At 59.9% G+C, this 23,843-nt stretch carries 24 protein-coding genes; 13 read left to right on the top strand and 11 right to left on the bottom strand.

Going from position 1 to position 23,843, the window contains the following annotated elements; genetic code table 11:
• Positions 1-2 precede the first annotated feature (2 nt).
• The 6 genes from hemC to AGR7B_RS13295 all read left to right on the top strand — a co-directional run bounded on the left by hemC (position 3) and on the right by AGR7B_RS13295 (position 6,038).
• A complete protein-coding gene (hemC, locus tag AGR7B_RS13270) occupies positions 3-932 on the top strand; it encodes a hydroxymethylbilane synthase (protein ID WP_080856833.1) in 930 nt (309 codons plus the stop codon).
• 4 nt (positions 933-936) lie between these two features.
• A complete protein-coding gene (locus tag AGR7B_RS13275) occupies positions 937-1,677 on the top strand; it encodes a uroporphyrinogen-III synthase (protein ID WP_080856834.1) in 741 nt (246 codons plus the stop codon).
• Between the two features lie 73 nt (positions 1,678-1,750).
• On the top strand, positions 1,751-3,193 hold the full coding sequence (locus AGR7B_RS13280; protein WP_080856835.1) for a COG4223 family protein: 1,443 nt from the start codon (positions 1,751-1,753) through the stop codon (positions 3,191-3,193).
• Between the two features lie 4 nt (positions 3,194-3,197).
• Entirely contained in the window at positions 3,198-4,814 is a 1,617-nt protein-coding gene (locus tag AGR7B_RS13285) for a heme biosynthesis protein HemY (protein ID WP_080856836.1), read from the top strand.
• Positions 4,815-4,828: 14 nt separating this feature from the next.
• A complete protein-coding gene (locus AGR7B_RS13290; RefSeq protein WP_080856837.1) occupies positions 4,829-5,317 on the top strand; it encodes a tellurite resistance TerB family protein in 489 nt (162 codons plus the stop codon).
• Positions 5,307-6,038 carry a glutamine amidotransferase gene (locus AGR7B_RS13295; protein WP_080856838.1) on the top strand — a complete coding sequence of 244 codons (732 nt, stop codon included), beginning with the start codon at positions 5,307-5,309 and terminating at the stop codon, positions 6,036-6,038. The genes AGR7B_RS13290 and AGR7B_RS13295 overlap by 11 nt, the downstream gene beginning before the upstream one ends.
• A 12-nt stretch (positions 6,039-6,050) precedes the next feature.
• On the opposite strand, the gene AGR7B_RS13300 is transcribed toward AGR7B_RS13295, so the two are convergent.
• Positions 6,051-7,283 (bottom strand): MFS transporter, encoded by a 1,233-nt coding sequence (locus tag AGR7B_RS13300; RefSeq protein WP_080856839.1) that lies wholly within the window; start codon positions 7,281-7,283, stop codon positions 6,051-6,053.
• Positions 7,284-7,529: 246 nt separating this feature from the next.
• On the opposite strand from AGR7B_RS13300, the gene AGR7B_RS25905 reads away from it, so the two are divergent.
• Positions 7,530-7,820, top strand: a complete 291-nt coding sequence (locus AGR7B_RS25905) for a YggT family protein (RefSeq protein ID WP_003523487.1) — start codon at positions 7,530-7,532, stop codon at positions 7,818-7,820.
• A complete protein-coding gene (locus tag AGR7B_RS25910) occupies positions 7,817-8,128 on the top strand; it encodes a DUF167 domain-containing protein (RefSeq protein WP_162934130.1) in 312 nt (103 codons plus the stop codon). The genes AGR7B_RS25905 and AGR7B_RS25910 overlap by 4 nt, the downstream gene beginning before the upstream one ends.
• Before the next feature lie 105 nt (positions 8,129-8,233).
• Here the strand turns inward: AGR7B_RS25910 and ppa are convergent, their stop codons facing one another.
• The 4 genes from ppa to AGR7B_RS13325 form a co-directional block, all read right to left on the bottom strand.
• Entirely contained in the window at positions 8,234-8,767 is a 534-nt protein-coding gene (gene ppa / locus AGR7B_RS13310; protein WP_003523485.1) for an inorganic diphosphatase, read from the bottom strand.
• Between the two features lie 170 nt (positions 8,768-8,937).
• On the bottom strand, positions 8,938-9,444 hold the full coding sequence (locus tag AGR7B_RS13315; RefSeq protein WP_080856841.1) for a GNAT family N-acetyltransferase: 507 nt from the start codon (positions 9,442-9,444) through the stop codon (positions 8,938-8,940).
• A 216-nt stretch (positions 9,445-9,660) separates the two neighbouring features.
• On the bottom strand, positions 9,661-11,481 hold the full coding sequence (gene typA, locus AGR7B_RS13320) for a translational GTPase TypA (protein ID WP_065656937.1): 1,821 nt from the start codon (positions 11,479-11,481) through the stop codon (positions 9,661-9,663).
• A 163-nt stretch (positions 11,482-11,644) separates the two neighbouring features.
• Positions 11,645-13,705, bottom strand: coding sequence for a M3 family metallopeptidase (locus AGR7B_RS13325; RefSeq protein ID WP_080856842.1), 2,061 nt, complete (start codon positions 13,703-13,705; stop codon positions 11,645-11,647).
• 191 nt (positions 13,706-13,896) lie between these two features.
• Here AGR7B_RS13325 and AGR7B_RS25915 point away from each other — a divergent pair, with 191 nt between their 5' ends.
• From AGR7B_RS25915 to AGR7B_RS13335, 3 genes are read left to right on the top strand one after another with little or no spacing between them, the layout of a single operon-like run.
• Positions 13,897-14,124, top strand: coding sequence for a hypothetical protein (locus AGR7B_RS25915; RefSeq protein ID WP_162934131.1), 228 nt, complete (start codon positions 13,897-13,899; stop codon positions 14,122-14,124).
• Entirely contained in the window at positions 14,082-14,540 is a 459-nt protein-coding gene (locus tag AGR7B_RS13330) for a MarR family winged helix-turn-helix transcriptional regulator (RefSeq protein WP_020813564.1), read from the top strand. Before AGR7B_RS25915 ends, AGR7B_RS13330 begins: the two co-directional genes overlap by 43 nt.
• Before the next feature lie 5 nt (positions 14,541-14,545).
• Entirely contained in the window at positions 14,546-15,742 is a 1,197-nt protein-coding gene (locus AGR7B_RS13335; protein ID WP_208616035.1) for a multidrug effflux MFS transporter, read from the top strand.
• A gap of 54 nt (positions 15,743-15,796) precedes the next feature.
• Here the strand turns inward: AGR7B_RS13335 and AGR7B_RS13340 are convergent, their stop codons facing one another.
• Positions 15,797-17,020: an argininosuccinate synthase gene (locus tag AGR7B_RS13340; protein WP_003523477.1), complete on the bottom strand. Its 1,224-nt coding sequence runs from the start codon at positions 17,018-17,020 to the stop codon at positions 15,797-15,799.
• 314 nt (positions 17,021-17,334) lie between these two features.
• On the opposite strand from AGR7B_RS13340, the gene AGR7B_RS13345 reads away from it, so the two are divergent.
• Both AGR7B_RS13345 and AGR7B_RS13350 read left to right on the top strand, forming a co-directional pair.
• The gene (locus tag AGR7B_RS13345; RefSeq protein WP_080857101.1) at positions 17,335-18,189 is read left to right on the top strand and encodes an SDR family NAD(P)-dependent oxidoreductase; all 855 of its coding nucleotides are present in this window, start codon (positions 17,335-17,337) and stop codon (positions 18,187-18,189) included.
• A 128-nt stretch (positions 18,190-18,317) separates the two neighbouring features.
• Positions 18,318-18,965 (top strand): LysE family translocator, encoded by a 648-nt coding sequence (locus AGR7B_RS13350; RefSeq protein ID WP_003523192.1) that lies wholly within the window; start codon positions 18,318-18,320, stop codon positions 18,963-18,965.
• Positions 18,966-19,005: 40 nt separating this feature from the next.
• Here the strand turns inward: AGR7B_RS13350 and AGR7B_RS13355 are convergent, their stop codons facing one another.
• The 5 genes from AGR7B_RS13355 to AGR7B_RS13375 form a co-directional block, all read right to left on the bottom strand.
• Positions 19,006-19,800 (bottom strand): ABC transporter ATP-binding protein, encoded by a 795-nt coding sequence (locus AGR7B_RS13355; protein WP_080856843.1) that lies wholly within the window; start codon positions 19,798-19,800, stop codon positions 19,006-19,008.
• Positions 19,797-20,678 (bottom strand): ABC transporter permease, encoded by an 882-nt coding sequence (locus AGR7B_RS13360; protein ID WP_003505036.1) that lies wholly within the window; start codon positions 20,676-20,678, stop codon positions 19,797-19,799. The genes AGR7B_RS13355 and AGR7B_RS13360 overlap by 4 nt, the downstream gene beginning before the upstream one ends.
• Positions 20,679-20,785: 107 nt before the next feature.
• Positions 20,786-21,739: an ABC transporter substrate-binding protein gene (locus tag AGR7B_RS13365; protein ID WP_003523186.1), complete on the bottom strand. Its 954-nt coding sequence runs from the start codon at positions 21,737-21,739 to the stop codon at positions 20,786-20,788.
• Positions 21,740-21,848: 109 nt separating this feature from the next.
• Complete coding sequence (rlmN, locus tag AGR7B_RS13370) at positions 21,849-23,021, bottom strand: dual-specificity RNA methyltransferase RlmN (RefSeq protein ID WP_078052458.1); 1,173 nt, start codon at positions 23,019-23,021, stop codon at positions 21,849-21,851.
• Between the two features lie 266 nt (positions 23,022-23,287).
• The gene (locus AGR7B_RS13375; RefSeq protein WP_003523183.1) at positions 23,288-23,791 is read right to left on the bottom strand and encodes an invasion associated locus B family protein; all 504 of its coding nucleotides are present in this window, start codon (positions 23,789-23,791) and stop codon (positions 23,288-23,290) included.
• Positions 23,792-23,843 lie beyond the last annotated feature (52 nt).

Raw genomic sequence — 23,843 nt, forward strand, 5'->3', positions numbered from 1 at the left:
GGATGCAAACAAAACCTTTCCGAATCGGCACGCGCGGCAGCCCGCTGGCGCTCGCGCAGGCTTACGAGACGCGCAACCGGCTGATGGCGGCGCATGGCCTGCCGGAAGAAATGTTCGAAATCGTCGTGCTGTCCACCAAGGGCGACCGGATAACCGACCGTGCTTTATCGGAGATCGGCGGCAAGGGCCTGTTTACCGAAGAGCTGGAAAGCCAGCTTCTATCCGGCGAACTCGATATGGCCGTGCATTCCTCCAAGGACATGCCGACCCTTCTGCCCGAAGGGCTCTATCTGTCCGCTTTCCTGCCGCGCGAAGACATACGCGACGCCTTCATCGGCCGCACCGCACCGAAGCTGCTGGAGCTGCCGCAGGGCGCCGTGGTCGGCTCCGCATCCCTGCGCCGCCAAGCGCTGATCCGCCGCCTGCGGCCGGATCTGAACGTTATCATCTTCCGCGGTCAGGTCGATACCCGCCTGCGCAAGCTGGAGGAAGGCCAGGCGGATGCGACGCTTCTCGCCTTTGCTGGCCTGAAGAGACTTGGTAAGGACAATGTGCCGACGGAAATTCTCGACCCGAAAGAATTCCCTCCTGCTCCGGCCCAGGGCGCAATCGGCGTGGAAAGCCGCATCGGCGATACGCGCATGGACGAACTGCTCGCACCGATAAACGACAGGCCCACTTATGATGCCGTGACCTGCGAGCGCGCCTTTCTGGCAGCACTCGATGGTTCCTGTCGCACGCCGATTGCCGGCTATGCCACCTGCCATAGTGAGGAATTGCACTTTTCCGGCCTGATCCTCACTCCCGATGGCCAGACGAGCCACGGCATCGAAGCCTCCGGCAACCGCCGCGATGCGGCAAAGCTCGGCCGGCAAGCCGGCGAAGACGTGCGCGCCAAGGCGGGCAGCAATTTCTTCAAAGGCTGGAGCTGAGCCGATGCGGATCGTCGTCACCCGGCCGCAGCGTTCGGGCGAAAGGACGGCCGCAAAGCTTGAAGCGCTTGGCCATGCGCCGGTGCTTCTTCCGCTGTTTTATCCCGCCCATCATGGGGAACGCGCCGTCTCGGCACTATCCAGCCCGCTGGCGGCCATCGCTGTGACCAGCGCCGAGGCGCTGCGGGCGCTGGAAACATTACGGGACGGGCTGGCTCCCTATCTGTCAAAACCGCTTTTTGCCGTCGGCGGAGCAACGGCGGAAGCGGCGGCAAAAACCGGCTTCGAACGGATTTTCACCGCTTCCGGCGACGCCGTGAGTCTGACCGCGCTGGTGGCTGAGCACCGGACTCTATTTTCCGAAGAAGAGCCCCTGCTTTATCTCGCCGGCAGGCCCCGTGGCGCCGTCTTCGAGGAAGGCCTTACCGCCGCCGGCATTCCGATCAGAACGGTCGATTGTTACGAGATGCTGCCCTCCGACATTTCGGAGACGATGCTAGAGACGGCGCTTGTCGAAAGCGCTGCCGATGTGGTCCTGCTCTATTCATCGGAAGCGGCGCGGGCGTTTTTTCATCATGTATTGACGGAAAAATACGTGGCGGCGCTGGCAACGACACAATTCATCTGCATCAGCCGCAACGTGTTTTCTCTCGTTCCGGAAATCTTCCGCGCAAATGCCAAGGCCGCCGAAGAACCGAGCGAAGCCGCGATGTTTGAACTTCTACGCCACAACTCTGGAACCTAATTCGAGCTCGCCTCTTTCCTTTGCCGCCGTCACTGACTAGGTTTAGATTACTGCAGGCAGAAATGAGGTTGTCATGGTATCGGGAAAGCCGCCACGCCACTCCAAGTCCAAAGCCGAACCGGTCACCATCGACCTGGACGCCAAAGACGTGAAAGCAATTTCCGCCGACGTGGACGCTGCCAAGACGGACGAAAAGCCCGGTGACAAAACACCTGAGGCCACCGCAGAGCCGGGTGTTTCGGAGACAAAGCCCGAAGCAGCCGCAACGGGAAACGCCGCCCCCATCTGGGACCAGCCCAAGAAAACCCCTATCGAGCCCGAACCCAATGTCGGCAAAGCGGAATCCGTAGCCACGGCACCGAAGGCTGAGAGCGCCGCAGACAGGCAGAAAGACCCCGTCTCGCCGGCCCCCGTTTCGCCTAAAGCCGATACAAAACCGTCGACGGGCACCACCGACACGAGCGCGGCGGCGGCCGCAGCAGCTGCTGCGAAGCCGGCCTTCGGCTCCACAGCATCCAGCAGCGCCACCGCTGCAAAACCAACGACGGCGACCTCCTCCTCCTCGGGGCCGGCAAAGCCCTCCACACCGCAGCAGGAGGAGCGCAAACAGGCCGCGACCTCCGGCCTGATCGCGGCAGGTATCGTCGGCGGCCTTGTCGCGCTCGCCGCCGCCGGCAGCATGCAATATGCCGGCATCCTGCCCTCCTTCAATGCAGGCAAGGCGGGAAGCGAGGAAATCGCCGCACTGAAAACCGATCTCGGCAGCTTGCGGCAGCAGCTTGCCAATGCGCCAGCCGCCGACACCTCAGCGCTGGAACAGCGCATCGCAACCCTCGAAAGCGCAAAGGGTGAGACCCCGCAGGTGGATGGGCTGTCGGAAAAAATCGCCGCGCTGGAATCCACCCTCCAGTCGGAGCGATCCGCGCAGGCATCGGCGACGGCGGAACTGACACGCCGTCTTGCGGATGCGGAAGCCAAGATCAACGAGCCGCGCGACGATATCGAAGTCGCCCGCGCCATCGCTTCCGCCGCGCTGAAGGCCGCGATCGATCGCGGTGGGCCGTTCCTGACGGAACTCGACACACTGTCCAAGGTAACGCCCGACGATCCGGCCATCGCATCGCTGCAATCCTTCGCCGCAACCGGTGTGCCGTCACGTTCGGAACTGATGCAGAAATTCCCTGACGTCGCCAATGCGATGCTTTCCGCGATCAACCAGCCTGACCCCAATCAGGGCATCATGGAACGCCTGACCGAAAGCGCTTTTTCGCTGGTAAAGGTGCGTCCGGTCGGAAATATCGAGGGCGAAACCTCTGAGGCCAAGATCGCGCGCATGGAAAACAAGCTGCGCAACGGCGATCTGCAGGGCGCAGCACTTGAATGGAACGGGCTTCCCGATGCCGCCAAGACGGCATCCGCCGATTACAAGAAATCGCTGGATGCGCGCATCGAGGTCGAGAATCTGGTGGGCGGCACATTGAACCGCGCCATCACCAGCACCGGCAGGCAGGGGTAAGGGCATGACCAGAATTCTGACTTTCGCCCTTATCGTTCTGGCTCTCGGCTTCGGTTTCTCCTGGCTGGCCGACAGGCCGGGTGTGCTCTCCATCGTCTGGCAGGGCCAGCTGATCGAAATGAGCCTGATGGTCGCCGCCTCCATCATCGCGGCGCTGGTCGCCGCCGTCATGCTGGTCTGGTGGATCGTCAATGCCATCTGGACCTCACCCAATGCCGCCCGTCGTTATTTCCGCGCCCGCAAGCGCGACCGGGGTTATCAGGCGCTCTCCACAGGGCTCATCGCTGCCGGGGCCGGCAATGCCATCCTCGCCCGCAAGATGACGGCCCGTACTCAAGGGTTGCTCAGCGCCGATCAGGAGCCGCTGATCCATCTGCTCGATGCGCAGGCCGATCTCATCGAAGGCAAATATGACGAGGCGCGGCGCAAATTCGAAGCCATGGCCCGCGATCCCGAGACTCGCGAACTTGGCCTTCGCGGCCTTTATATCGAGGCCCGCCGTCAGGGCGCCTATGAAGCCGCCCAGCAATATGCCGAGGATGCAGCGGAAAAGGCTCCCTATCTGCCCTGGGCCGCGCAGGCGACGCTGGAAAACCGCTGCCGCAACGGACAGTGGGACGATGCCATCCGCCTGCTCGACCAGCAGCAGGCAGCCGGCGTCATCGAACGCGGTGAGGCGGAACGTCTGAAAGCCGTGCTTCTTACTGCCAAGGCCGGTGAAAAGCTGGAAAGCGATCCGGTTGGCGCGCGCGAGGATGCCAAGCACGCTCTCAAGCTTGCCAGGAGCCTGGTTCCGGCAGCGCTGATCGCGGCGAAATCCTATCTCCGGGAAGACAATCTGCGCAAGGCAGCCACGGTTCTGGAACCCGTCTGGAAAAACGATCCGCACCCGCAGATCGCCGAACTTTATGTCCGCGCACGCAGCGGCGATACTGCCATCGACCGGTTGAAACGGGCTGAGCGGCTTGAGGGCCTGAAGCCCAACAACATCGAATCCCTGTTCGCCGTGGCGCAGGCAGCGCTCGACGCCAAGGAATTTGCCAAGGCGCGAGCGAAGGCCGAGGCCGCCGCCCGGATCGAACCGCGCGAGAGCATCTTCTTGCTGATGGCCGATATCGAGGAGGCCGAAAGCGGCGATCAGGGCCGTGTGCGCTACTGGATGGCGCAGGCGCTGCGCGCGCCGCGCGACCCCGCCTGGGTGGCCGACGGCGTCGTTTCGGAAAAATGGCTGCCGGTCTCGCCGGTCACCGGCCGTCTCGATGCTTTCGAATGGAAAGCGCCTTTCGGCCAGCTCGAAGCGCCCGTTGAAGACCTGACGATCGAAAACGCGATTGCCGCAGCGCCCGCACGGGCCGAACCGGCCGCGAAGACGATCATTGTCGAAGCCGCGCCGGAGACGCGCGCCGACCCGAAACCCGCCCCGGCCGCACCGATCAAGGTCAAGCCGGCCGTTTCGGTCCCGCAGGAGAAAAAGCCGGTCACAATCGAAGCGCCAGTGGAAACCGGTGCCGCGGATGAAAAGGCGGAAGCCGTGCCGTTTTTCGGCGGCGCGCCGGATGATCCGGGCGTCAAGAAACCCGGTGCGGAAGCCGAACCCAAGACCCGGCTCAAACTCTTCTGACGAACAGGATATCGATGTTCCAGCAAATACAGTCGTTTATTCAGAACCTCGTCGGCCCGCATGGGGATGATTTCAGCCCGGACGATCTGAGGGTGGCGGTGGCCGCCCTCTGTTTCCAGGTCATGGAAGCGGATGGCACCGTCTCGAAAAGCGAGCGCGACCGCCTGCGCGAAATCCTACAGGATTATTACCATCTCGATGCCGGAAAGCTGGATGCGCTTCTCGCCGCTGGCCAGGAGGCCGGCAAGGAAGCCGTCGATTATTACCGCTTCACCACCGATATACGCCGCCATCTCGATGAAGAGCAGCGTGTGGAGCTTATTGGCATATTATGGGATATTGTTTACGCTGACGGCGAACGAAGCGAAATGGAAGACCATGTGATCTGGCGAGTCGCCGACCTGCTTGGTGTATCCGTGCGCGACAGGGTTCTGCAACGTCAGCAGGCCGCCACGAGGTCCGGGCCCGCTGAAGAAAGCGAAAACGACGACGATGCTGTTTGACCCTTCCAGGCAACAGAGAAAACAACCATCGCTGCTCATCGTCCTGCATCAGGAACGTTCCACGCCCGGCCGCGTCGGCCAAATGCTTGTGGAAAAAGGCTATCGTCTGGATATAAGACGCCCTGCACTCGGCGATGACCTGCCGCAGACACTGGAGAAACACGCGGGCGCCATCATCTTCGGCGGCCCGATGAGCGCTAACGATTCTCATGACTACGTCAAAGCCGAAATCGACTGGCTGAAGGTGCCGCTGAAGGAAAACAAGCCCTTTCTCGGGATCTGTCTCGGCGCGCAGATGTTGTCCAAACATCTCGGCGGCAAGGTGGAGCCCGACAGGGAGGGCAAGGTGGAGATCGGCTGGTATCCGCTTCATGCCACCGAACATGGGCGGCTTCTGATGCCGCATTGGCCGAAGATGGTCTATCATTTCCACAAGGAAGGGTTCGAGCTGCCGCGCGGAGCCGAACTTCTGGCCTCCGGCGAGACCTATCCCAATCAGGCCTACCGCTATGGAAAAAATGCCTGGGGCCTGCAGTTTCACGCCGAGCTGACCCGCGCCATGATGCATAGCTGGGTGGTGCGCGGCGCGCAGCGCTTCGGCATGCCCAATGCGCAGGTGGGCAGCCAGCATCTGGAAGGCCGCATGCTGTTCGACACGCCGCTCAGGGCCTGGCTCGGCAATTTCCTCGATCTCGTTTTTGAGGGGAAGGCGCAGCGCTGAGGCCCGTGGCCGTCAGTGCGGCGCATCCAGATTGTCGATCTTGCGCAGCCTGGAGAAACCGAGCGCCCAGATAACCGCCACAGCAAGCGTGCCCGCCCCGCCGATGACAACGGCCGGTACGGCCCCGACGACATGCGCCATGGTGCCGGCGCGGAATTCGCCCAGCTCGTTCGATGCGCCGACGAACACCATGTTCACGGCATTCACACGCCCGCGCACCTCATCCGGCGTCCACAGCGCGATCAGGGTCTCGCGAACATAAACCGATACCATGTCGGATGCGCCCATGACCACCAGCGCGGCGATGGACAGCCACGCGGTTTGCGAAAGCCCGAAGACCACGGTGGAGATGCCGAAGAGGCCGACGCCGGTAAACATCAGCAGACCGGCGTGGTGACGAATGGGCTTGAAGGCCAGAATGACCGCAACGGTGATGGCCCCGATGCCGGGTGCTGCCCGCAGAAGCCCGAGGCCCCATGGCCCGAGCGTCAGCACTTCCTTGGCAAAAATCGGCATCAGCGCCACCGCGCCGCCCAGCAGCACCGCGAAAAGATCGAGCGAGATCGCACCGAGAACGATTTTTTCCTGCGCGATGAATTTGAACCCGGCGAGCATGGTTTCGAGACTGATGGCTTTTGCCGGGCCGCGTTGTTCCGGCTTGCGGATCGTCACCGCAAGCGCCGCCGATACGATGAAGAGCACGAATGCCACACTATAGGCGACGGAAGCACCGAGGCCATAAAGCAGGCCGCCAGCGACGGGACCGAGAATGGACGCCATCTGCCACGAAGAGGAATTCCAGGCGATGGCGTTCGGCAAATCCTCTACCGGCACGAGATTGGGCGCCAGCGACTGAACCGCCGGCCCCATGAAGGCGCGCTCTATGCCGAAGACGACAAGAATGGCGAAGACCGGCCAGGGGGAAAAGCTGTGCGTCAGCGTAAGACCCAGAAGAGCGGCAGCGCACAGCGCCGCAATCAGCAGGCATATGGACATGATGCGCCGACGATTGTGCCGGTCGGCGACCGTTCCGGTGACGAGGATCAGAAGCAGCGACGGCAGAAACTGGAAAAGACCGATCAGGCCGAGATAAAAGGCGTTGCCGGTCACCTCATACATCTGCCAGCCGACCGAGACGCTGACGATCTGGATGGCGAAGGCCGAAAAAAACCGGGCGCTGAAAAAGCGGCGATAGGAACTGTGCCGGAATGCACCGAAACGGTTTTCGGCGGAAGGGAGGGACATCGGCTGGGTGCTCGCGAGACAATATGAGAGCTTTGCAATAGAGCGATATCACAGGAATCGCCAGCCCTCACTGACGGGATGACGAAAAGTGTGAGCGGTTTTCGTCTGAAATCCCGCTGCAAAGGCACGAGCCAGATTGTGATGATCGCCGGTCGCTCAGACCAAAGATCATTACGATCTGGCGCAACACTTGCCGGTTCACGGTTCAATGTCTAAATGTCTTGCAACCAAGATACGGAGATATTGATGCTTGCCCTGTTTCAGACCATCGATCTGGCCTTGAACCTCTATACGTGGGTGCTGATCGCCAGCGCTATTTTTTCCTGGCTTTACGCCTTCAACGTCATCAATTCCCGCAACCAGTTCGTGAACGCCATCGGCAGCTTTCTGTTCAATGTCACGGAACCGGTTCTGCGCCCCATCCGCCGCATTCTGCCCAATCTCGGCGGCATCGACATTTCGCCGATCATCGTTCTCCTGATCATCTTCTTCATCCGCTCCTTCATGTGGAACACGCTTTACCCGATGGTCGCTTGAGCGCCTGCTGGCAGAAGCATAGCGACCATGTCCGCCTGACCGTCCGCCTCACACCGAATGGCGGGCGGAACGCCGTCGACGGCGTGGAAAAGGATGCGGAGGGAAACGCGCATCTGAAGGCCCGCGTCAGCGCCGTGCCGGAAGGCGGCAAGGCCAACAGGGCCCTGATTGTTTTGCTGGCGAAAAAACTCGGCCTGCCGAAATCCTCCATCAGCTTCGTTTCAGGCGAAACGGCGCGTAAAAAAATCCTCCGGATCGACACCGACCCGGAGGATTTCGAAGAGCTATTCAAAAAGCTCGAAAACTAAAGCGCATCGCGTCTAATCTGATTCATGCGACGCGCTTTAGATCTTTGTTTTTAAGCATGTCTTGGTCTCAAAACCGCTGCACACTTTTGGGAGACATGCTTTAGATCAGCCCTGCGCCTTGTAGCGCTCGATGGCTTCAACGATCAGCTTCTTGGCGACGTCGACATCCTGCCAGCCGCCCATCTTCACCCACTTGCCGGGCTCCAGATCCTTGTAGTGCTCGAAGAAGTGCTCGATCTGCTTCAGCGTGATTTCCGGCAGGTCGGTGTAATTGTGGACCTTGTCGTAACGGCGCGTCAGCTTCGGAACCGGCACGGCGAGGATCTTCTCGTCCTTGCCGCCGTCATCTTCCATGATCATCACGCCGATGGGGCGGACATTGATGACGCAGCCCGGAACCAGCGGACGGGTGTTGCAGATGAGAACGTCGATCGGGTCGCCATCGTCAGACAGGGTGTGCGGCACGAAACCATAGTTACCCGGATAGGTCATAGGCGTGTAGAGGAAGCGATCGACGATCAGCGCACCGGCATCCTTGTCCATCTCGTACTTGATCGGGTGTCCACCGACCGGCACTTCAACGATGACATTCACGTCATCCGGCGGATTCTTGCCTACGGAAATTGCATCGATACGCATTCGCTTCCCTCATTCGACGGGTTGGATTTGGTTTTTCGATACTGGGAAAGTCGCCGCATTGCAACATGGCTTTGGGCGGATAAGGCAGAATGCGGGATTTGAGGCTATCGCAATTGCGCATGGCCGGCCGCGAGAACGAACCCCGGGGCCAAATCACCTGGCATTGTTTGTCAGTTCCAGACGAAACCGACCTTGCGAAGCGACTTGCCGTCGAAATCTTCCATGCCTTCGGCGATATCGCGGCCACCGTGAGAGCGGAAAAAGCGGTTGGCCACATCGCTGTCTTCAAGGCACCAGACAACGATGCCGTTGCAGCCAAGCGAGGTCAGCAGTCTGCGCGCTTCCGTAAACAGCAGCGAGCCAAGCCCGATGCCCTGATATTCCGGCCGGAGATAAAGTTCGTATATCTCGCCGTCCTGCGGCAGCCCGCGTGCCCGGCTGAGGCCCAGCGTCGCATATCCGGCGACCACACCGGCCACCTCCACCACCAGCATGGTTGCGGAGCCTTTGGTTGCCTTTTTCCACCAGACTTCTCCACGACGCTCGAGCATCTGCGTCAACGGCCGATGCGGGATAAGCCCGGCATAGGCCTGTTGCCACGACAGACGGTGCGCCTCGGAAATGGCGCGCGCATCATACGGTTCAGCACGGCGAACATCGATGGATAACGTTTTCATAACGCGATTCTGGCCCCGGCCACGGAAACTTACCAGTCATAAAGGTTAACGCCGGCAAGCTTACCCACAGCCTATTCATGTGGACGACCCATAAAAATTAACGCATCCTTAACCTTTGGCACAAGCACCTTTCGACTCATGCACACATAAAAACGAACGCATAAAAAAACCCGGCTCAAGGCCGGGTTCTTTCAAATTCATAACGACAAGCCGCATTCAGACAGCGAGCTTGGCCTTTTCAAAACGCTTGCGATCGTTGGCGTCCAGGAACATCTTGCGCAGACGGATGGACTTCGGCGTCACTTCCATCAGCTCATCGTCCTGAATCCAGGAAAGCGCGCGATCGAGCGTCATGCGGATCGGCGGCGTCAGCTTCACGGCTTCATCCTTGCCGGCAGCGCGGATGTTGGTCAGCTGCTTGCCCTTCAGCACGTTCACTTCGAGATCGTTATCGCGAGAGTGAATACCGATAATCATACCGGCATAGACCTTCTCACCCGGCTCGATGATCATCGGGCCGCGATCTTCCAGGTTGAACATGGCATAAGCAACAGCTTCACCCGAACCGTTCGACAAGAGAACGCCGTTCACGCGACCGGCAATCTGGCCCTTGAAGGGCTGATAGTCGTGGAACAGACGGTTCATGATCGCCGTACCGCGCGTGTCGGTCAAAAGCTCCGACTGGTAGCCGATCAGGCCACGGGTCGGCGCATAGAACTTCAGACGAACGCGATTGCCGCCGGAAGGACGAAGCTCGGCCATTTCAGCCTTGCGCTCGGACATCTTCTGGACGACGACGCCGGAATGTTCTTCATCAACGTCGATCACGACTTCTTCGATCGGCTCCAAGAGGGTGCCGTTCTCATCCTTGTGCATCACGACGCGCGGACGCGAAACGGCAAGCTCGAAGCCTTCGCGACGCATGGTTTCGATCAGAACCGCCAGCTGCAATTCGCCACGACCGGAAACGAAGAACGAATCCTTGCCTTCGGCTTCTTCGATCTTCAGCGCAACGTTGCCTTCGGCTTCCTTGAACAGGCGGTCACGGATAACGCGGCTCGTAACCTTGTCGCCTTCGGTGCCAGCCAGCGGGCTGTCGTTGACGATAAACGACATGGTAACGGTCGGCGGGTCAATCGGCTGTGCCTGCATCGCCTCGGTAACCGACGGATCACAGAAGGTGTCGGCGACGGTGCCTTTGGAAAGACCGGCGATGGCGACGATGTCACCCGCATGGGCCTCCTCAATTGCCGTGCGCTCGATACCGCGGAAGGCGAGGATCTTGGAAATGCGGCCTGTTTCAATTGTCTTGCCGTCCTGGCCAAGCACCTTCACAGCCTGGTTCGGCTTGATCGAACCGGACGCGATGCGGCCGGTGATGATGCGGCCGAGGAAGTTGTTGGCTTCAAGGATCGTGCCGATCATGCGGAACGGGCCCTCTTCAACCTTGGGCTCCGGAACGTGCTCAAGAACCAGATCGAGCAGCGGTGCAAGACCCTGATCCTTCGGACCTTCCGGGTTGACGTTCATCCAGCCATCGCGGCCAGAACCGTAGAGGATCGGGAAGTCGAGCTGCTCGTCGGTGGCGTCGAGGTTGGCGAAGAGGTCGAAGACTTCGTTGATGACTTCTTCGTGGCGGCCATCCGGACGGTCGATCTTGTTGATCGCGACGATCGGGCGAAGACCGACCTTCAGCGCCTTGCTGACCACGAACTTGGTCTGCGGCATCGGGCCTTCCGAGCTATCGACCAGAACGATAGCACCGTCCACCATCGACAGGATACGCTCGACTTCACCGCCGAAATCGGCGTGGCCGGGGGTGTCGACGATGTTGATGCGGACACCTTTCCACTCCACCGAGGTCGCCTTGGCGAGAATGGTGATGCCGCGTTCCTTTTCGAGATCGTTGCTATCCATCACGCGCTCGGCGACACGCTGGTTGTCGCGGAACGAGCCGGACTGCTTCAGAAGCTCGTCCACGAGCGTCGTTTTTCCATGGTCAACGTGCGCGATGATCGCGATGTTGCGAAGTGCCATTGTTCAAAATCTCTGAGGTTGGGCGCTATATTGATGAGAAACGCCAATTTAGTTTGGCGCGCTCATAACCTTTTTTTTGCAAATGCGAAAGGGGGGGCCTTGTCATAAGCCCCCTGCACTCAGGTTCTAGCTCAGAAATATGACAGTCTTTTATACCGGACCCTTATGCCAGACCACGCTTCAAAAGCATGGCGTCCGGGCTTGGCATCTTGCCGCGAAAAGCAAGATAGGCCTCTTCCGGATCGATGGAACCGCCGACGGAATAGATATTGTCTTTCAACTTGCGCGCCATCTCGCCATCGAAGGGGTTGCCCGCTTCCTCGAAGGCCGAAAAGGCATCGGCGTCCAGCACTTCCGACCACATGTAGGAATAATAGCCGGCCGAATATCCGTCGCCGGAAAAAACGTGCTGGAAATGCGGGGTCGCATGCCGCATGACGATAGACTTCGGCATGTTCAGGGTGGAGAGCACCTCACCCTGCACAACCATCGGATCGCTCACGTTTTCCCGCGTGTGGAACGCCATGTCGACAATCGCCGACGAGGTGAATTCCACCGTGCTGAAACCGGCATTGAAGGTCTGCGCGGCCAGAACCTTATCCAGCAGCGCCTTCGGCATCGGCGCGCCTGTGTCATAATGCAGGGCGTATTTTTCCAGAATTTCCGGCACCGTCAGCCAATGTTCGTAAAGCTGCGACGGCAATTCGACGAAATCGCGCGAGACGCCCGTTCCGGAAACGGAGGGGTAAGTGACATTTGACAACATGCCATGCAGCGCGTGGCCGAATTCGTGAAAAAGCGTGCGGGCATCGTCGAGCGAAAGCAGCGCCGGTTTGCCTTCGGCTGGTTTGGCGAAATTGCAGACATTGTAGATGATCGGAATTTCTCCGACCGTGCCGTTCTTCAAGGGCAGCTTGTGCTGCGACTGGAAGGAGCTCATCCACGCGCCGGAGCGCTTGGAGGGGCGGGCGAAATAATCGCCGAGGAACATGGCCTTCAGACCGCCCTTTTCGTCGCGGATTTCGAAAACCCGCACATCCGGGTGATAGGCGGCGACGCCTTTGACTTCGACCGCCCGAATCCCGAACAGCCGCCCGGCCACATCGAAGCAGGCCTCGATGATCTTTTCGAGCTGGAGATAAGGCTTCAACTCCGCCTCGGAGAAGCTGAATTTCCGTGCCCGCAACTTTTCGGCATAATGCCGCCAGTCCCAAGGCAGCACTTCGTGATTCCTGCCCTCCTCGGCGATGATTGCGGCCAGTTCGGCCTCTTCCTCGCCCGCACGGCGCACGGCCTTTTCCCAGACCTGCCCTAAAAGGCCGTTCACGGCATCCGGCGTCTTCGCCATCGTGTCATCAAGCTTGTAGGCGGCGAAATTCGCGTAACCGAGAAGCTTTGACTTTTCCTCGCGCAGTTCGAGCGTGCGGTGGACGATCTCGCGATTGTCGGTCTCGCCGCCATTCTCGCCGCGCGCCACCCAGGCCCTGAAGGCCTGCTCGCGCAGATCGCGGCGTTCGGAAAAGGTCAGGAAAGGTTCGATGATGGAACGGGAAAGGGTGACGGCAAATTTGCCGTCCTCGCCATGCTCACGGGCCGCACCCGCCATCGCGTCGCGCAGGAAACCGGGAATACCGGCGAGTTCCTCTTCCGTGGAAAGCAGAAGCTTCCAGTTCTTTTCATCCGCCAGCACATTCTGCCCGAATTTCGCACCGAGACCCGCAAGCTCCTCATTGATCGCCGCCAAGCGTTCCTGCCGGTCCTTCGGCAGCTTGGCGCCGGAGCGCACGAAACCCTTCCAGTGCCGGTCAAGGACGCGGCTTTCCTCACCCGTCAGCCCAAGCGTTCCGCGCTTTTCCCACAATGTATCGATGCGCTTGAACAGCGCTTCGTTCATGCCGATCTTCGAATAGTGCCGCGACAGTTTCGGTGCGATCTCGCGCTCCAGCGCCTGGATCACACCATTGGTATTGGCGCCTGCCCTGTTCCAGAACAGCGCCGAAATGCGCGAAAGATCGTCTCCGGCGATTTCGAGCGCGGTCACGGTGTTTTCGAAGCTCGGGGCCTCAGCATTGCCGGCAATCGCATCGATTTCCTGTTCGTGAGACAGAAGGGCGGCATCGAAGGCCGGAGCGAAATCCTCATCCCTGACCGCATCGAATTTCGGCAGACCATTGTGGCCGTTCCAGTCAACGAGTGCGGGATAAAGCGCGGTCTTGGATGGCATTTCATCTTCCTTGAACGATTCCGGTTTAAGCCCATATGGGCACGCCTCCACCGGCAATTCAATGCCGGACTTTGGTGTAAGGAAGATTGGCTGCGACCTGATTTTTGCTTTTGCCCCAACTGCCGGCACAGACGCCGGATACCGATGGCGGGTGACCTGTGTAAGGGACTTGACCGACGATATGGACCGGCATGGCAGATGAAATAAAATGCCGGATGCCCGATCTCCTTTGCTTTGGCGTAACAATCTTCGATTATGGCGCCGACCGTAACGCAATCGAACTGACACATACTTTACTCGATTTTCAACAATATGATTTATGCGCCATTGATTATCGCCGGGATTTTAGTAAGGCTGACTTACGAAAAGGCGAAGCATGGGCACTAAACGCGAAAAAGACTCATTGGCATTTTTACTGAACAGCGGCGCACGCCTGCTGAACAGTGCGTTTGAGCGCCGAATTTCTGAAGCCGGACTGGGCCTGACGCCCGGCGAAGCGCGCGCATTGCTGACGGTTGCCGTCGTTGATGGCAGCAAGCAGTCGGATATCGCCGCCCGGCTCGGCATCGAGCCGATGACGATTTGCGCCTATCTCGACAAGCTGCAATCTCTCGATCTCATCGAACGCCAGCAGGACCCGCAGGACAGGCGCTCCAAGCGCATCGTGCTGACAAAAAACTCCACCGACATGCTGGAAGCCGTGCGCCAGGAAATCGATGAACTCGTCCGTCACGCCACGCAGGGCCTGAACGAAGAAGAAGTCGCGCTTTTCCGCAGCTTCCTGCAGACCCTTCGCAACAATCTCCAGCCGGAACAGCCGGGCCAGAGCTGCTGATCGCAATGTCGCCAGAAACGATCATGTCCAGAAAGCGCACGGCCATACTCGGTGCGTTGCTGACGGCGCTGGCGCCGATTTCCATGGCGATCTACACACCGGCCATGCCGGAACTGACGCGGGTTTTCTCCACCACGGAATCCGCCGTCAAACTCAGCCTCTCGCTTTATTTCGCCGGTTTCGCCATCGCCCAGCTGCTCGCCGGCCCGGCATCCGATGCCTTCGGTCGGCGAAAGGCGAGTCTCGTCTTCCTCTCCATCTTTCTGGGCGGTGGACTGCTGGCGATCTTTGCCCCAACAATTGAAGTGCTGCTCTTCGCCCGGCTTGTTCAGGGCATTGGCGCCTCCGTCGGCATGACGGTGGCGCGCGCCATCGTGCGCGATCAATTCACGGGCGCAGAAGCCTCCAGCATCATGAACCTCATTGGCATCATGCTGGCCGTTGGCCCCGCCATGGGCCCGACCATCGGCGGGCTTTCGCTTGCGGCTTTCGGGTGGCAATCGGTATTTTTCCTCATGGCCGGCCTCGGGGCCCTCACCATCTTCTCCGTCGTGGTCTTCCTGCGCGAGACGACGAGCCCGGACAAGAACCTGATCCGCCCGCGCCGCCTCCTGTCGGCCTATGGGACATTGCTCACCGAGCCGCGTTTTCTTCTCGCCGCACTGGTGCTCGGCGGTTCCATCGGCGCGCTTTATGCGCAGGCGACCATGCTGACCTTCATCCTCATCAACAAGGTCGGTATGACACCCACCGCCTTCGGCATCGGCATGCTGATGCAGACCGCCGCTTATTTCTTCGGCTCCATCGCCCTGCGTTATATCGCACCGCGGCTGGGCGACCGCCGTTCGGTCGTCCTCGGCCTCTGTTTTTCGGGAACAGGCGGTCTCCTTATCCTGCTGTCGGTGTTCCTGATACCGCCATCCTTTCTTTCGATCATGGGACCCGTGGCGGTCGCAACGGTCGGCATCGCCTTATTGACGCCATCCATGGTGACGGCGGCCCTAGCCCCTTTTCCACATATTGCCGGCTCGGCATCGGCGATGATGGGGTTCATTCAGATGGGGTCGGGTTTTGCAGGCGGTGCCGCAGCCTCGTTTATCGGTTCGCCGTTGACCGGCTTCGGCATCATCATCCCCGTGATGGAATTCACCGCAATCGCCAGCTACATCGGCTTCCGCATCGTCTCCAGACGAGAGACATGAAAAAACCCGCCGGCGTCGCCGCCAGCGGGTTCCATTATTTCCATTCCAGCAGAATTACTTGCTGATATTGCGCTTTGCGAGCGTGCGAAGACGCAGCGCGTTGAGCTTGATGAAGCCTGCCGCATCCTTCTGGTCATAAGCGCCGTGGTCGTCCTCGAAGGTCACCAGCGCGTCGGAATAGAGCGACTTGGCGCTCTCGCGGCCGGTTACCATGACATTGCCCTTGTAGAGCTTCAGCGTCACTTCGCCTTCCACATGTTCCTGGCTCTTGTCGATCAGGGCCTGCAGCATTTCGCGCTCTGGCGAGAACCAGAAGCCGTAATAGATGAGCTCGGCGTAACGCGGCATCAGCTCGTCCTTGAGGTGGGCTGCACCCCGGTCAAGCGTGATGGATTCGATGGCGCGATGCGCGGCAAGCAGGATGGTGCCGCCGGGCGTCTCGTAAACGCCGCGCGACTTCATGCCGACGAAGCGGTTCTCGACGAGATCGAGACGGCCGATGCCGTTTTCGCGGCCATAGTTGTTCAGCGTCGCAAGAAGCGTCGCCGGCGACATTTCAACGCCGTTGATGGAGCAGGCATCGCCCTTGCGGAAACCGACCTTGATGACGGTTGCCTTGTCGGGCGCGGCTTCCGGGGAAATGGTGCGCATATGCACATATTCCGGCGCTTCCTGTGCCGGGTCTTCCAGAACCTTGCCCTCGGAAGAGGAGTGCAGCAGGTTGGCGTCGACCGAGAAAGGCGCCTCGCCCTTCTTGTCCTTGGCAACCGGAATCTGGTGCTGTTCGGCGAAGTTCAAGAGGTCGGTACGGCTCTTGAACGTCCAGTCGCGCCAGGGAGCGATGATCTTGATGTCCGGGTTCAGCGCATAGGCCGAAAGCTCGAAACGGACCTGGTCGTTGCCCTTGCCGGTGGCGCCATGGGCAATGGCGTCCGCGCCGGTCTTCTTGGCGATTTCGATCAGGTGCTTAGAAATCAGCGGGCGGGCAATGGAGGTGCCGAGCAGATAGACGCCTTCATAAACGGCGTTGGCGCGGAACATCGGGAACACGAAATCACGCACGAACTCTTCGCGGACGTCCTCGATGAAGATTTCCTTGATGCCCAGCATCTCGGCCTTCTTGCGCGCCGGCTCAAGTTCTTCCCCCTGGCCGAGATCGGCGGTGAAGGTCACGACCTCCGCGCCGAGTTCCGTCTGAAGCCATTTCAGGATGATCGAGGTGTCGAGACCGCCGGAATAGGCGAGAACGACTTTCTTAACGTCTTTCGGAAGTGCCATAGTGATGTCCATCTGCATGATGACGGCATTGGGACACCGCCATTTCCTTGGGATTTCGGCACTTTTACAGTGCAACCCGAAATGTGTGAAGCGCTTTTCCGTGAGATAAGCGACAAAACAATTGATGGGCGGGTACGACAGTGGGCGATCACCGGGCGCATCGATGGGAACGAAGCAATTGTCACATGCATTATGAAAATTCGCGCTTTATCATAAGCGGCGCGATCGACTTGAAGACCGTGAATGAAGCCACTCAGGTTCAGGCAACGTTGCAAACCGCTGGAAACAGCCGAAACGACGCGAAGGAGAAACCTATGACGACCATCCACCCCGCATTCAAGGAAGATAATGTCGCTGTCATCACCGGTGCGGCATCCGGCATCGGACTTGCCGCCGCCCGCAAATTCGCCGGTTTCGGCATGAGCGTCGTGCTCGTCGATCTCGATGGCGAAAAGCTCGCCGCTGCCCATGCGGATATTCTGACCGTCGCCAAGGACGGCGAAGCGCAGATCGTCGCCATCCCGACCGACGTCTCGAAACTCGATGAGCTTGAGGCGCTGGAACGCGCCGTCATCCAGCGTTTCGGCCGCGTGCACGTCCTCATGAACAATGCCGGCATCCAGCCCGGCAGCGCCATCTTCGGGCCGCAGGCCAATTGGGAAAAAATCATCAACGTCAATCTGATGGGCGTCGTGAACGGCAGCCGCGTTTTCGGCCAGGGCATGATCGCCCATGGCGAGCCGGCACTCATCATCAATACCGGCTCGAAACAGGGCATCACCACACCTCCCGGCGATCCCGCCTACAACGTCTCGAAATCCGGCGTCAAAACCTTCACGGAAGCGCTTCAGCACGAATTGCGCAATATTCCGAACGGCTCGGTTTCCGCCCATCTGCTGATCCCCGGTTACGTTTTCACCGGCCTCACCGCCCATGGCAGAACGGAAAAGCCGGAGGGCGCATGGACCGGCGAACAGACCGTCGACTTCATGGTCGAAAGCATCGGCCGCGGTGATTTCTACATTCTCTGCCCGGATGGCGAGGTGGACCGCCCGACGGATGAAAAACGCATTCTCTGGGCGGCCTATGACATCGTCCAGAACCGCCCGCCGCTGTCGCGCTGGCACACGGAATACTCCGCCGCCTTCACCAGCTTCCTGAAAAACTGAATGTTCCGGGCCGCCGCGATGTGACCGTTGCGGCGGCTTTTCGCGCCGATGCATTGGCGCTCAAAAACATTGGCAGAAGCGCGAAATCGCGTTAAGCACGGCAACCTCCAGATTTTACGGGTGCCGCGATGGATTTCGTTCCAGGCCTGCCAACATTGATCGCCTTCACCATCGCCATTCTGCTTCTGGCGGTGACGCCGGGGCCTGACATGACGCTGTGGATCAGCCGCTCGCTGCGCGAGGGCCGGACGGCGGGTTTCATGACGCTTCTGGGAACCAATATCGGCATTACCGTGCACACGATGCTCGTCGCCTTCGGCGTCGCCGCCCTCATCGTCGCTTCGCCGACCGCTTTCATGATCCTGAAGACCGGCGGGGCCGCGTATCTCGTCTGGCTCGCCATTCAGGCGATCCGCAAGGGCTCGGATTTCGTGATGGTGAAAAGCACCGGCGAAAAAGCGCAGTCCTCGCTGAAATCAGCGCTGTTGAACGGCATCTGGGTGAACCTGCTGAACCCGAAGATCATCATCTTTTTCATGACCTTCCTGCCGCAATTCGTCAGTGCATCCGACCCGCATGTAACCGGCAAGCTGATCTTCCTCGGCATCTGGTCGATCATCGTCGCGCTGCCGATCGGCATCGGCATCGTGATCGCCGCAGATGTTCTTTCAGCCTGGCTGCAACGCAACCGGAAAATTCTGCGCGGACTGGATTATACGATCGCCGGCGTCTTTTCGCTTTTTGCCGTCAAGATTTTCTTCACGCAGGCGCGCTGACGGCAAATTAAAAAAGGCGCCTTACGGCGCCTTTTTACAATCAACCGATCAGCAGCTCATCATCGTCGAGCTTCTGGCCGCGTATCTTGCGGAACATGTCGATCAGGTCCTCGACCTCGAGATCCTTGCGGCTGTCACCGGAGACGTCGAGCACGATCTCACCGGCATGCAGCATGATTGTACGCGTGCCATAATCCAGCGCCTGACGCATGGAATGGGTGACCATCAGCGTCGTCAGCTTGCGCTCAGCCACGACCTTGCGGGTCAACTCCATCACGAATTCGGCCATGCCGGGATCGAGAGCAGCCGTATGTTCATCGAGCAGCAGCACATCCGAGCCGGACAGTGTCGCCATGACGAGCGAGACCGCCTGCCTCTGGCCGCCGGACAGAAGGTCCATGCGGTCCTTCAAGCGATTTTCCAGCCCGAGATTGAGCGAGGCAATGCGCTCCTTGAAGAAATCCCGGCGGCCGCGCCCAAGCGCCGGCAGAAGGCCGCGACGCTCGCCCCGCGACGCTGCGAGCGCCAGATTTTCCTCAATGGTGAGCGCGCCGCAGCTGCCCGCCAGCGGGTCCTGAAACACGCGCGCCACTCGCCCAGCCCGGCTGGCGGTCGGTTTGCGGGTAACATCGGCGCCGCCGATCATCACCTTGCCCGCCGTCGGCAGGACGTCGCCCGCCAGAACGCCGAGCAGCGTCGATTTGCCAGCACCATTGGAGCCGATGACGGTGACGAAGGAGCCATCCTCGATGGTGAGATCGATCTTGGAGAGCGCCTGCTTCTGCAGCGGCGTGCCGCGTCCGAAGACAACCTGGATATCGGAAAGGGAAATCACGATGTTGCTCCCCCGCGGCGCAGTCGGGGCAGGATCAATGCGATTGCCACCAATACCGCCGTTACGAAATTGAGATCGGACGCCTTGAGGCCCAGCACATCGCTCGACAGGGCAAGCTGGATGGCGAGACGATAGGCGATGGAGCCGAAAACGCAGCCGATCAGCGCAATCAGAATGCCGCGCGCGCCGAACAGCGTTTCGCCGATGATGACAGCGGCAAGGCCGACGACAATGGTGCCGACACCGGAGGTCACATCCGCAAAGCCGTTGGTCTGCGCAAACAGCGCGCCACCGAGAGCGACCAGCGCATTCGAAAGCGCCATACCGAGATAGATCTGGTTGCCGGTCTTCACGCCCTGCGCCCGCGCCATCCGGGCATTAGCGCCCGTCGCGCGCATGGCAAGGCCCGCATCGCTTTCAAGGAAACGCCAGACGAGGATGACCGCGATCAGCACCAGTGCGCCGACGAACAGCGGCCGCACCAGATATTCCGACAGGCCGAGGCCGTAAAACGGCGAGATCATCGTGTCCTGATTGAGCAGCGCGACATTCGGCTTTCCCATCACGCGCAGATTGACGGAAAACAGCGCGATCATCGTCAGGATCGAGGCAAGCAGGTTGAGGATCTTGAAACGAACGTTGAGCGTCGCGGTCACGATGCCGGCGGCGGCACCGGCCACCATCGCAATCGCCGTCGCAACCCAGGCATTTAGACCGGCGATGATCAGCACGGCAGCCACGGCGGCGCCGAGCGGAAACGAACCGTCCACGGTCAGGTCAGGAAAATCAAGCACCCGGAAAGCGAGATAAACGCCGATCGCCACGAAAGCGAAGACCAGTCCCAGCTCCACGGCACCCCAGAAGGCGATTTGGCTCACGGTAATGTCCTTGTTATTGCCGCCATCAGGCGGAGACGGGCACCGTCTCGTGCCACGTAAAACGGGCGGCGAATTTGCCGCCGCCCGTTATTCAGTCTGGTTTCGGTTCAGTCGATGACCTTGGTGGCGCGCTTGGTGATGCTTTCCGGGAAGGTAACGCCAGCTTTTTCGGCGGCCTTCTTGTTGATCACCAGATCAGTGCCGACAGCAACGGTTGCCGGAATATCTCCCGGCTTTTCACCCTTGAGGATGCGGACGACGACGGCACCGGTCTGCTTGCCAACGTCGAAATAGTTGAAGCCGAGGGCGGCAACCGCACCGCGGGCGACGGAATCCGTATCGGCGGCGTAAAGCGGGATCTTGGCTTCGGATGCAACGCCGGCAGCCGCTTCGAAAGCGGAAACGATGGTGTTGTCGGTCGGAACGTAGATCACATCGGCCTTGCCGACTAGTGCGCGGGTTGCGCCCTGCACTTCTGCGGACTTGGTGGCGACGGATTCAACAACCTTGAGACCCGCCTTCTCGGCTTCGGCCTTTAAGAGGGCCAGCGTCGAAACGGAGTTGGCCTCGGCCGAGTTGTAGATGAAACCGATCGACTTGGCGTTCGGGGAGATTTCCTTGATGAGCGCCAGATGTTCGCCAACCGGCAGCATGTCGGAAAGGCCGGTCACGTTGCGGCCGGGCTTTTGCATGTCCTTGACGAGCTGTGCGCCGACCGGATCGGAAACCGCCGTGAAGACGACCGGAATGTCGCGCGTGGCGGCGACGACGGCCTGAGCGGACGGCGTGGAAATCGGCACGATGACGTTCGGCGCATCGCCCACGAACTGGCGGGCGATCTGCGCCGCGGTGCCGGGATTGCCCTGCGCGGACTCATAAAGGAACTTGAGGTTCTCGCCTTCCTTGTAACCAGCCTCGGCAAGCGCGGCCTTGACGCCATCACGGGCGGCATCAAGCGCCGGATGTTCGACGATGGCGGTGACGGCAACGGTGACGTTTTCAGCCTTGGCCGGCAGAACGAGGGCGCTCGCGGCAGCGAGAGCCAGAATGAATGCGCGCATGGATATCCTCCTGTTGGTTCCCTGTTTTCGTCTTCTTAGGAACAAGACAGCCCGAAATCAATCGGAGAACCGCTGCAAAACAAGCTTTCAGGCGGCAATTGCGGCTTATTCAGTCATCCGCGCCATGGTTGGCGATCATCATCGCCTCGAAAGCCAACCTTTCGGTCTTGCGCATGCGCTCCGATTCCGACTTCAGCTGGCCGCAGGCAGCGAGAATATCGCGACCGCGCGGCGTGCGGATCGGCGAAGCATAACCCGCCTGATTGATGAAATCGGCGAACTTCTCGATCTGCGCCCAGTCCGAGCACTGATAGTTCGTGCCCGGCCATGGGTTGAACGGAATGAGGTTGATCTTGGCCGGAACACCCTTCAGAAGCTGCACCAGCATCTTGGCGTCTTCCAGACTGTCATTCACATCCTTCAGCATCACATATTCGAAGGTGATGCGGCGGGCATTGGAAAGGCCCGGATATTTGCGGCAGGCCTCGATCAGTTCCTTCAGCGGATATTTCTTGTTGATCGGCACCAGCATGTCGCGCAGCTCGTCGCGCACCGCATGCAGCGAAATCGCCAGCATGACGCCGATCTCATCGCCGGTGCGGAAGATTTCCGGCACAACGCCCGAGGTGGAGAGCGTGACGCGACGCTTGGAGAGCGACAGACCGTCGCCATCGGTGGCAATCAGAAGTGCGGTCTTCACATGCTCGAAATTATAGAGCGGCTCGCCCATGCCCATCATCACGATGTTGGAAACCTTGCGGCCTTCGCTCGGCACATAAGCGCCAACCGGCGTCGAACCATCGGGAAAATCACCGAGCCGATCACGGGCCAGCAGAAGCTGGGAGAGAATTTCCTCAGCCGTCAGGTTGCGCACGAGGCGCTGGGTGCCGGTGTGACAGAAGGAACAGGTCAGCGAACAGCCCACCTGGCTCGAAATGCACAGCGTGCCGCGACCCTCTTCGGGAATATAGACCGTCTCGATTTCGACCGGACGTCCCGCACCGCGCGGCGGGAACCGCATCAGCCATTTGCGGGTACCGTCATTGGAGATCTGCTCTTCGACGATTTCCGGGCGGGCGATGGTGAAGGCCGCCTTCAGCTTCTCACGAAGCTCCTTGGCGACATTGGTCATATTGTCGAAATCGGAGACGCCGCGCACATAAAGCCAGTTCCACAACTGGCTGACGCGCATCTTCACCTGCTTCTGCGGCACACCGATTTCGGCCAGCGCCTCGCCCATGTCCTCACGCGTCAGGCCGATCAGCGACGGCTTGCCGGACATCAGATCGCTATTGGCGATCAGCGGGGTTTTGACTGCCAGGCCGGCAGGGGCTTGCATTACGGACATCACGCTATCCCATCATTCCATGCATCGCACGACCAGCCTTTCGGATAGGCGGAAAATCGTCTGCATGTCGAGAAAATCAAAGGCGGAGCACTTTTCGCGCATCCGCCTGTCAATGTTGCCGCGCCTTTAGCATCAAACAAGTAAAAACGCAAATGGCCGGTCAATGACCGGCCATCGTTGAATGCGATAAAGCGTCAGCGTTACTTGCAGCTCTCGATCTGCTTGAGAGCCGCCGAAATACCCGACAGCGAATAGGAATAGGAGGTCGCGGTGCCACGGCCGGAAACTGCCTTGACGGTCATCGACTTGCCGCCCTTCATGGCGGCAACGAGTGCCGGTTCTTCAGCGGCGTTTTCAACCCAGGCGGCCTTGTCCTTGGTGAACATGACGAAGTTCTTGTTGTCGATCGTCACATTGACCTTGGAGCCCTGCTTCAGCGGATAACCCACCATGGCCTGCGGCTCATAGGAAATGTTCTGGCCCGGACGCTGCGAGACGATGAAGAAGATATCGCCGTGATCGACGCTTGCCGGTTCCTTGGCGGTCGGAATGGAAAGAACGTAGCAGACGGTGCTGTTGCCCGATTTGTACGAATAGGCACCCCATGCATTGAACTGCTGGATGCGCGTGGGCGACTGTGCAGATGCTACGCCGACGCTGGTCAGCAAAATGGCCGCTGCGGTTGCTACACTTCTTACAAACATAGAATTTCCTGCCGGGTTATTGTCTTCCATTGGCCCGAAGCATCGGCGAGCC

This window comes from Agrobacterium deltaense RV3, from assembly GCF_900013505.1.
Classification (GTDB): domain Bacteria; phylum Pseudomonadota; class Alphaproteobacteria; order Rhizobiales; family Rhizobiaceae; genus Agrobacterium; species Agrobacterium leguminum.

Excerpts from the sequence above, each read along its gene's own strand:
- hemC (WP_080856833.1), top strand. The coding sequence starts at position 3 with ATGCAAACAAAACCTTTCCGAATCGGCACGCGCGGCAGCCCGCTGGCG.
- AGR7B_RS13275 (WP_080856834.1), top strand. The coding sequence starts at position 937 with ATGCGGATCGTCGTCACCCGGCCGCAGCGTTCGGGCGAAAGGACGGCC.
- AGR7B_RS13280 (WP_080856835.1), top strand. The coding sequence starts at position 1,751 with ATGGTATCGGGAAAGCCGCCACGCCACTCCAAGTCCAAAGCCGAACCG.
- AGR7B_RS13285 (WP_080856836.1), top strand. The coding sequence starts at position 3,198 with ATGACCAGAATTCTGACTTTCGCCCTTATCGTTCTGGCTCTCGGCTTC.
- AGR7B_RS13290 (WP_080856837.1), top strand. The coding sequence starts at position 4,829 with ATGTTCCAGCAAATACAGTCGTTTATTCAGAACCTCGTCGGCCCGCAT.
- AGR7B_RS13295 (WP_080856838.1), top strand. The coding sequence starts at position 5,307 with ATGCTGTTTGACCCTTCCAGGCAACAGAGAAAACAACCATCGCTGCTC.
- AGR7B_RS13300 (WP_080856839.1), bottom strand. The coding sequence starts at position 7,283 with ATGTCCCTCCCTTCCGCCGAAAACCGTTTCGGTGCATTCCGGCACAGT.
- AGR7B_RS25905 (WP_003523487.1), top strand. The coding sequence starts at position 7,530 with ATGCTTGCCCTGTTTCAGACCATCGATCTGGCCTTGAACCTCTATACG.
- ppa (WP_003523485.1), bottom strand. The coding sequence starts at position 8,767 with ATGCGTATCGATGCAATTTCCGTAGGCAAGAATCCGCCGGATGACGTG.
- AGR7B_RS13315 (WP_080856841.1), bottom strand. The coding sequence starts at position 9,444 with ATGAAAACGTTATCCATCGATGTTCGCCGTGCTGAACCGTATGATGCG.
- typA (WP_065656937.1), bottom strand. The coding sequence starts at position 11,481 with ATGGCACTTCGCAACATCGCGATCATCGCGCACGTTGACCATGGAAAA.
- AGR7B_RS13325 (WP_080856842.1), bottom strand. The coding sequence starts at position 13,705 with ATGCCATCCAAGACCGCGCTTTATCCCGCACTCGTTGACTGGAACGGC.
- AGR7B_RS25915 (WP_162934131.1), top strand. The coding sequence starts at position 13,897 with ATGGCAGATGAAATAAAATGCCGGATGCCCGATCTCCTTTGCTTTGGC.
- AGR7B_RS13330 (WP_020813564.1), top strand. The coding sequence starts at position 14,082 with ATGGGCACTAAACGCGAAAAAGACTCATTGGCATTTTTACTGAACAGC.
- AGR7B_RS13335 (WP_208616035.1), top strand. The coding sequence starts at position 14,546 with ATGTCGCCAGAAACGATCATGTCCAGAAAGCGCACGGCCATACTCGGT.
- AGR7B_RS13340 (WP_003523477.1), bottom strand. The coding sequence starts at position 17,020 with ATGGCACTTCCGAAAGACGTTAAGAAAGTCGTTCTCGCCTATTCCGGC.
- AGR7B_RS13345 (WP_080857101.1), top strand. The coding sequence starts at position 17,335 with ATGACGACCATCCACCCCGCATTCAAGGAAGATAATGTCGCTGTCATC.
- AGR7B_RS13350 (WP_003523192.1), top strand. The coding sequence starts at position 18,318 with ATGGATTTCGTTCCAGGCCTGCCAACATTGATCGCCTTCACCATCGCC.
- AGR7B_RS13365 (WP_003523186.1), bottom strand. The coding sequence starts at position 21,739 with ATGCGCGCATTCATTCTGGCTCTCGCTGCCGCGAGCGCCCTCGTTCTG.
- rlmN (WP_078052458.1), bottom strand. The coding sequence starts at position 23,021 with ATGTCCGGCAAGCCGTCGCTGATCGGCCTGACGCGTGAGGACATGGGC.
- AGR7B_RS13375 (WP_003523183.1), bottom strand. The coding sequence starts at position 23,791 with ATGTTTGTAAGAAGTGTAGCAACCGCAGCGGCCATTTTGCTGACCAGC.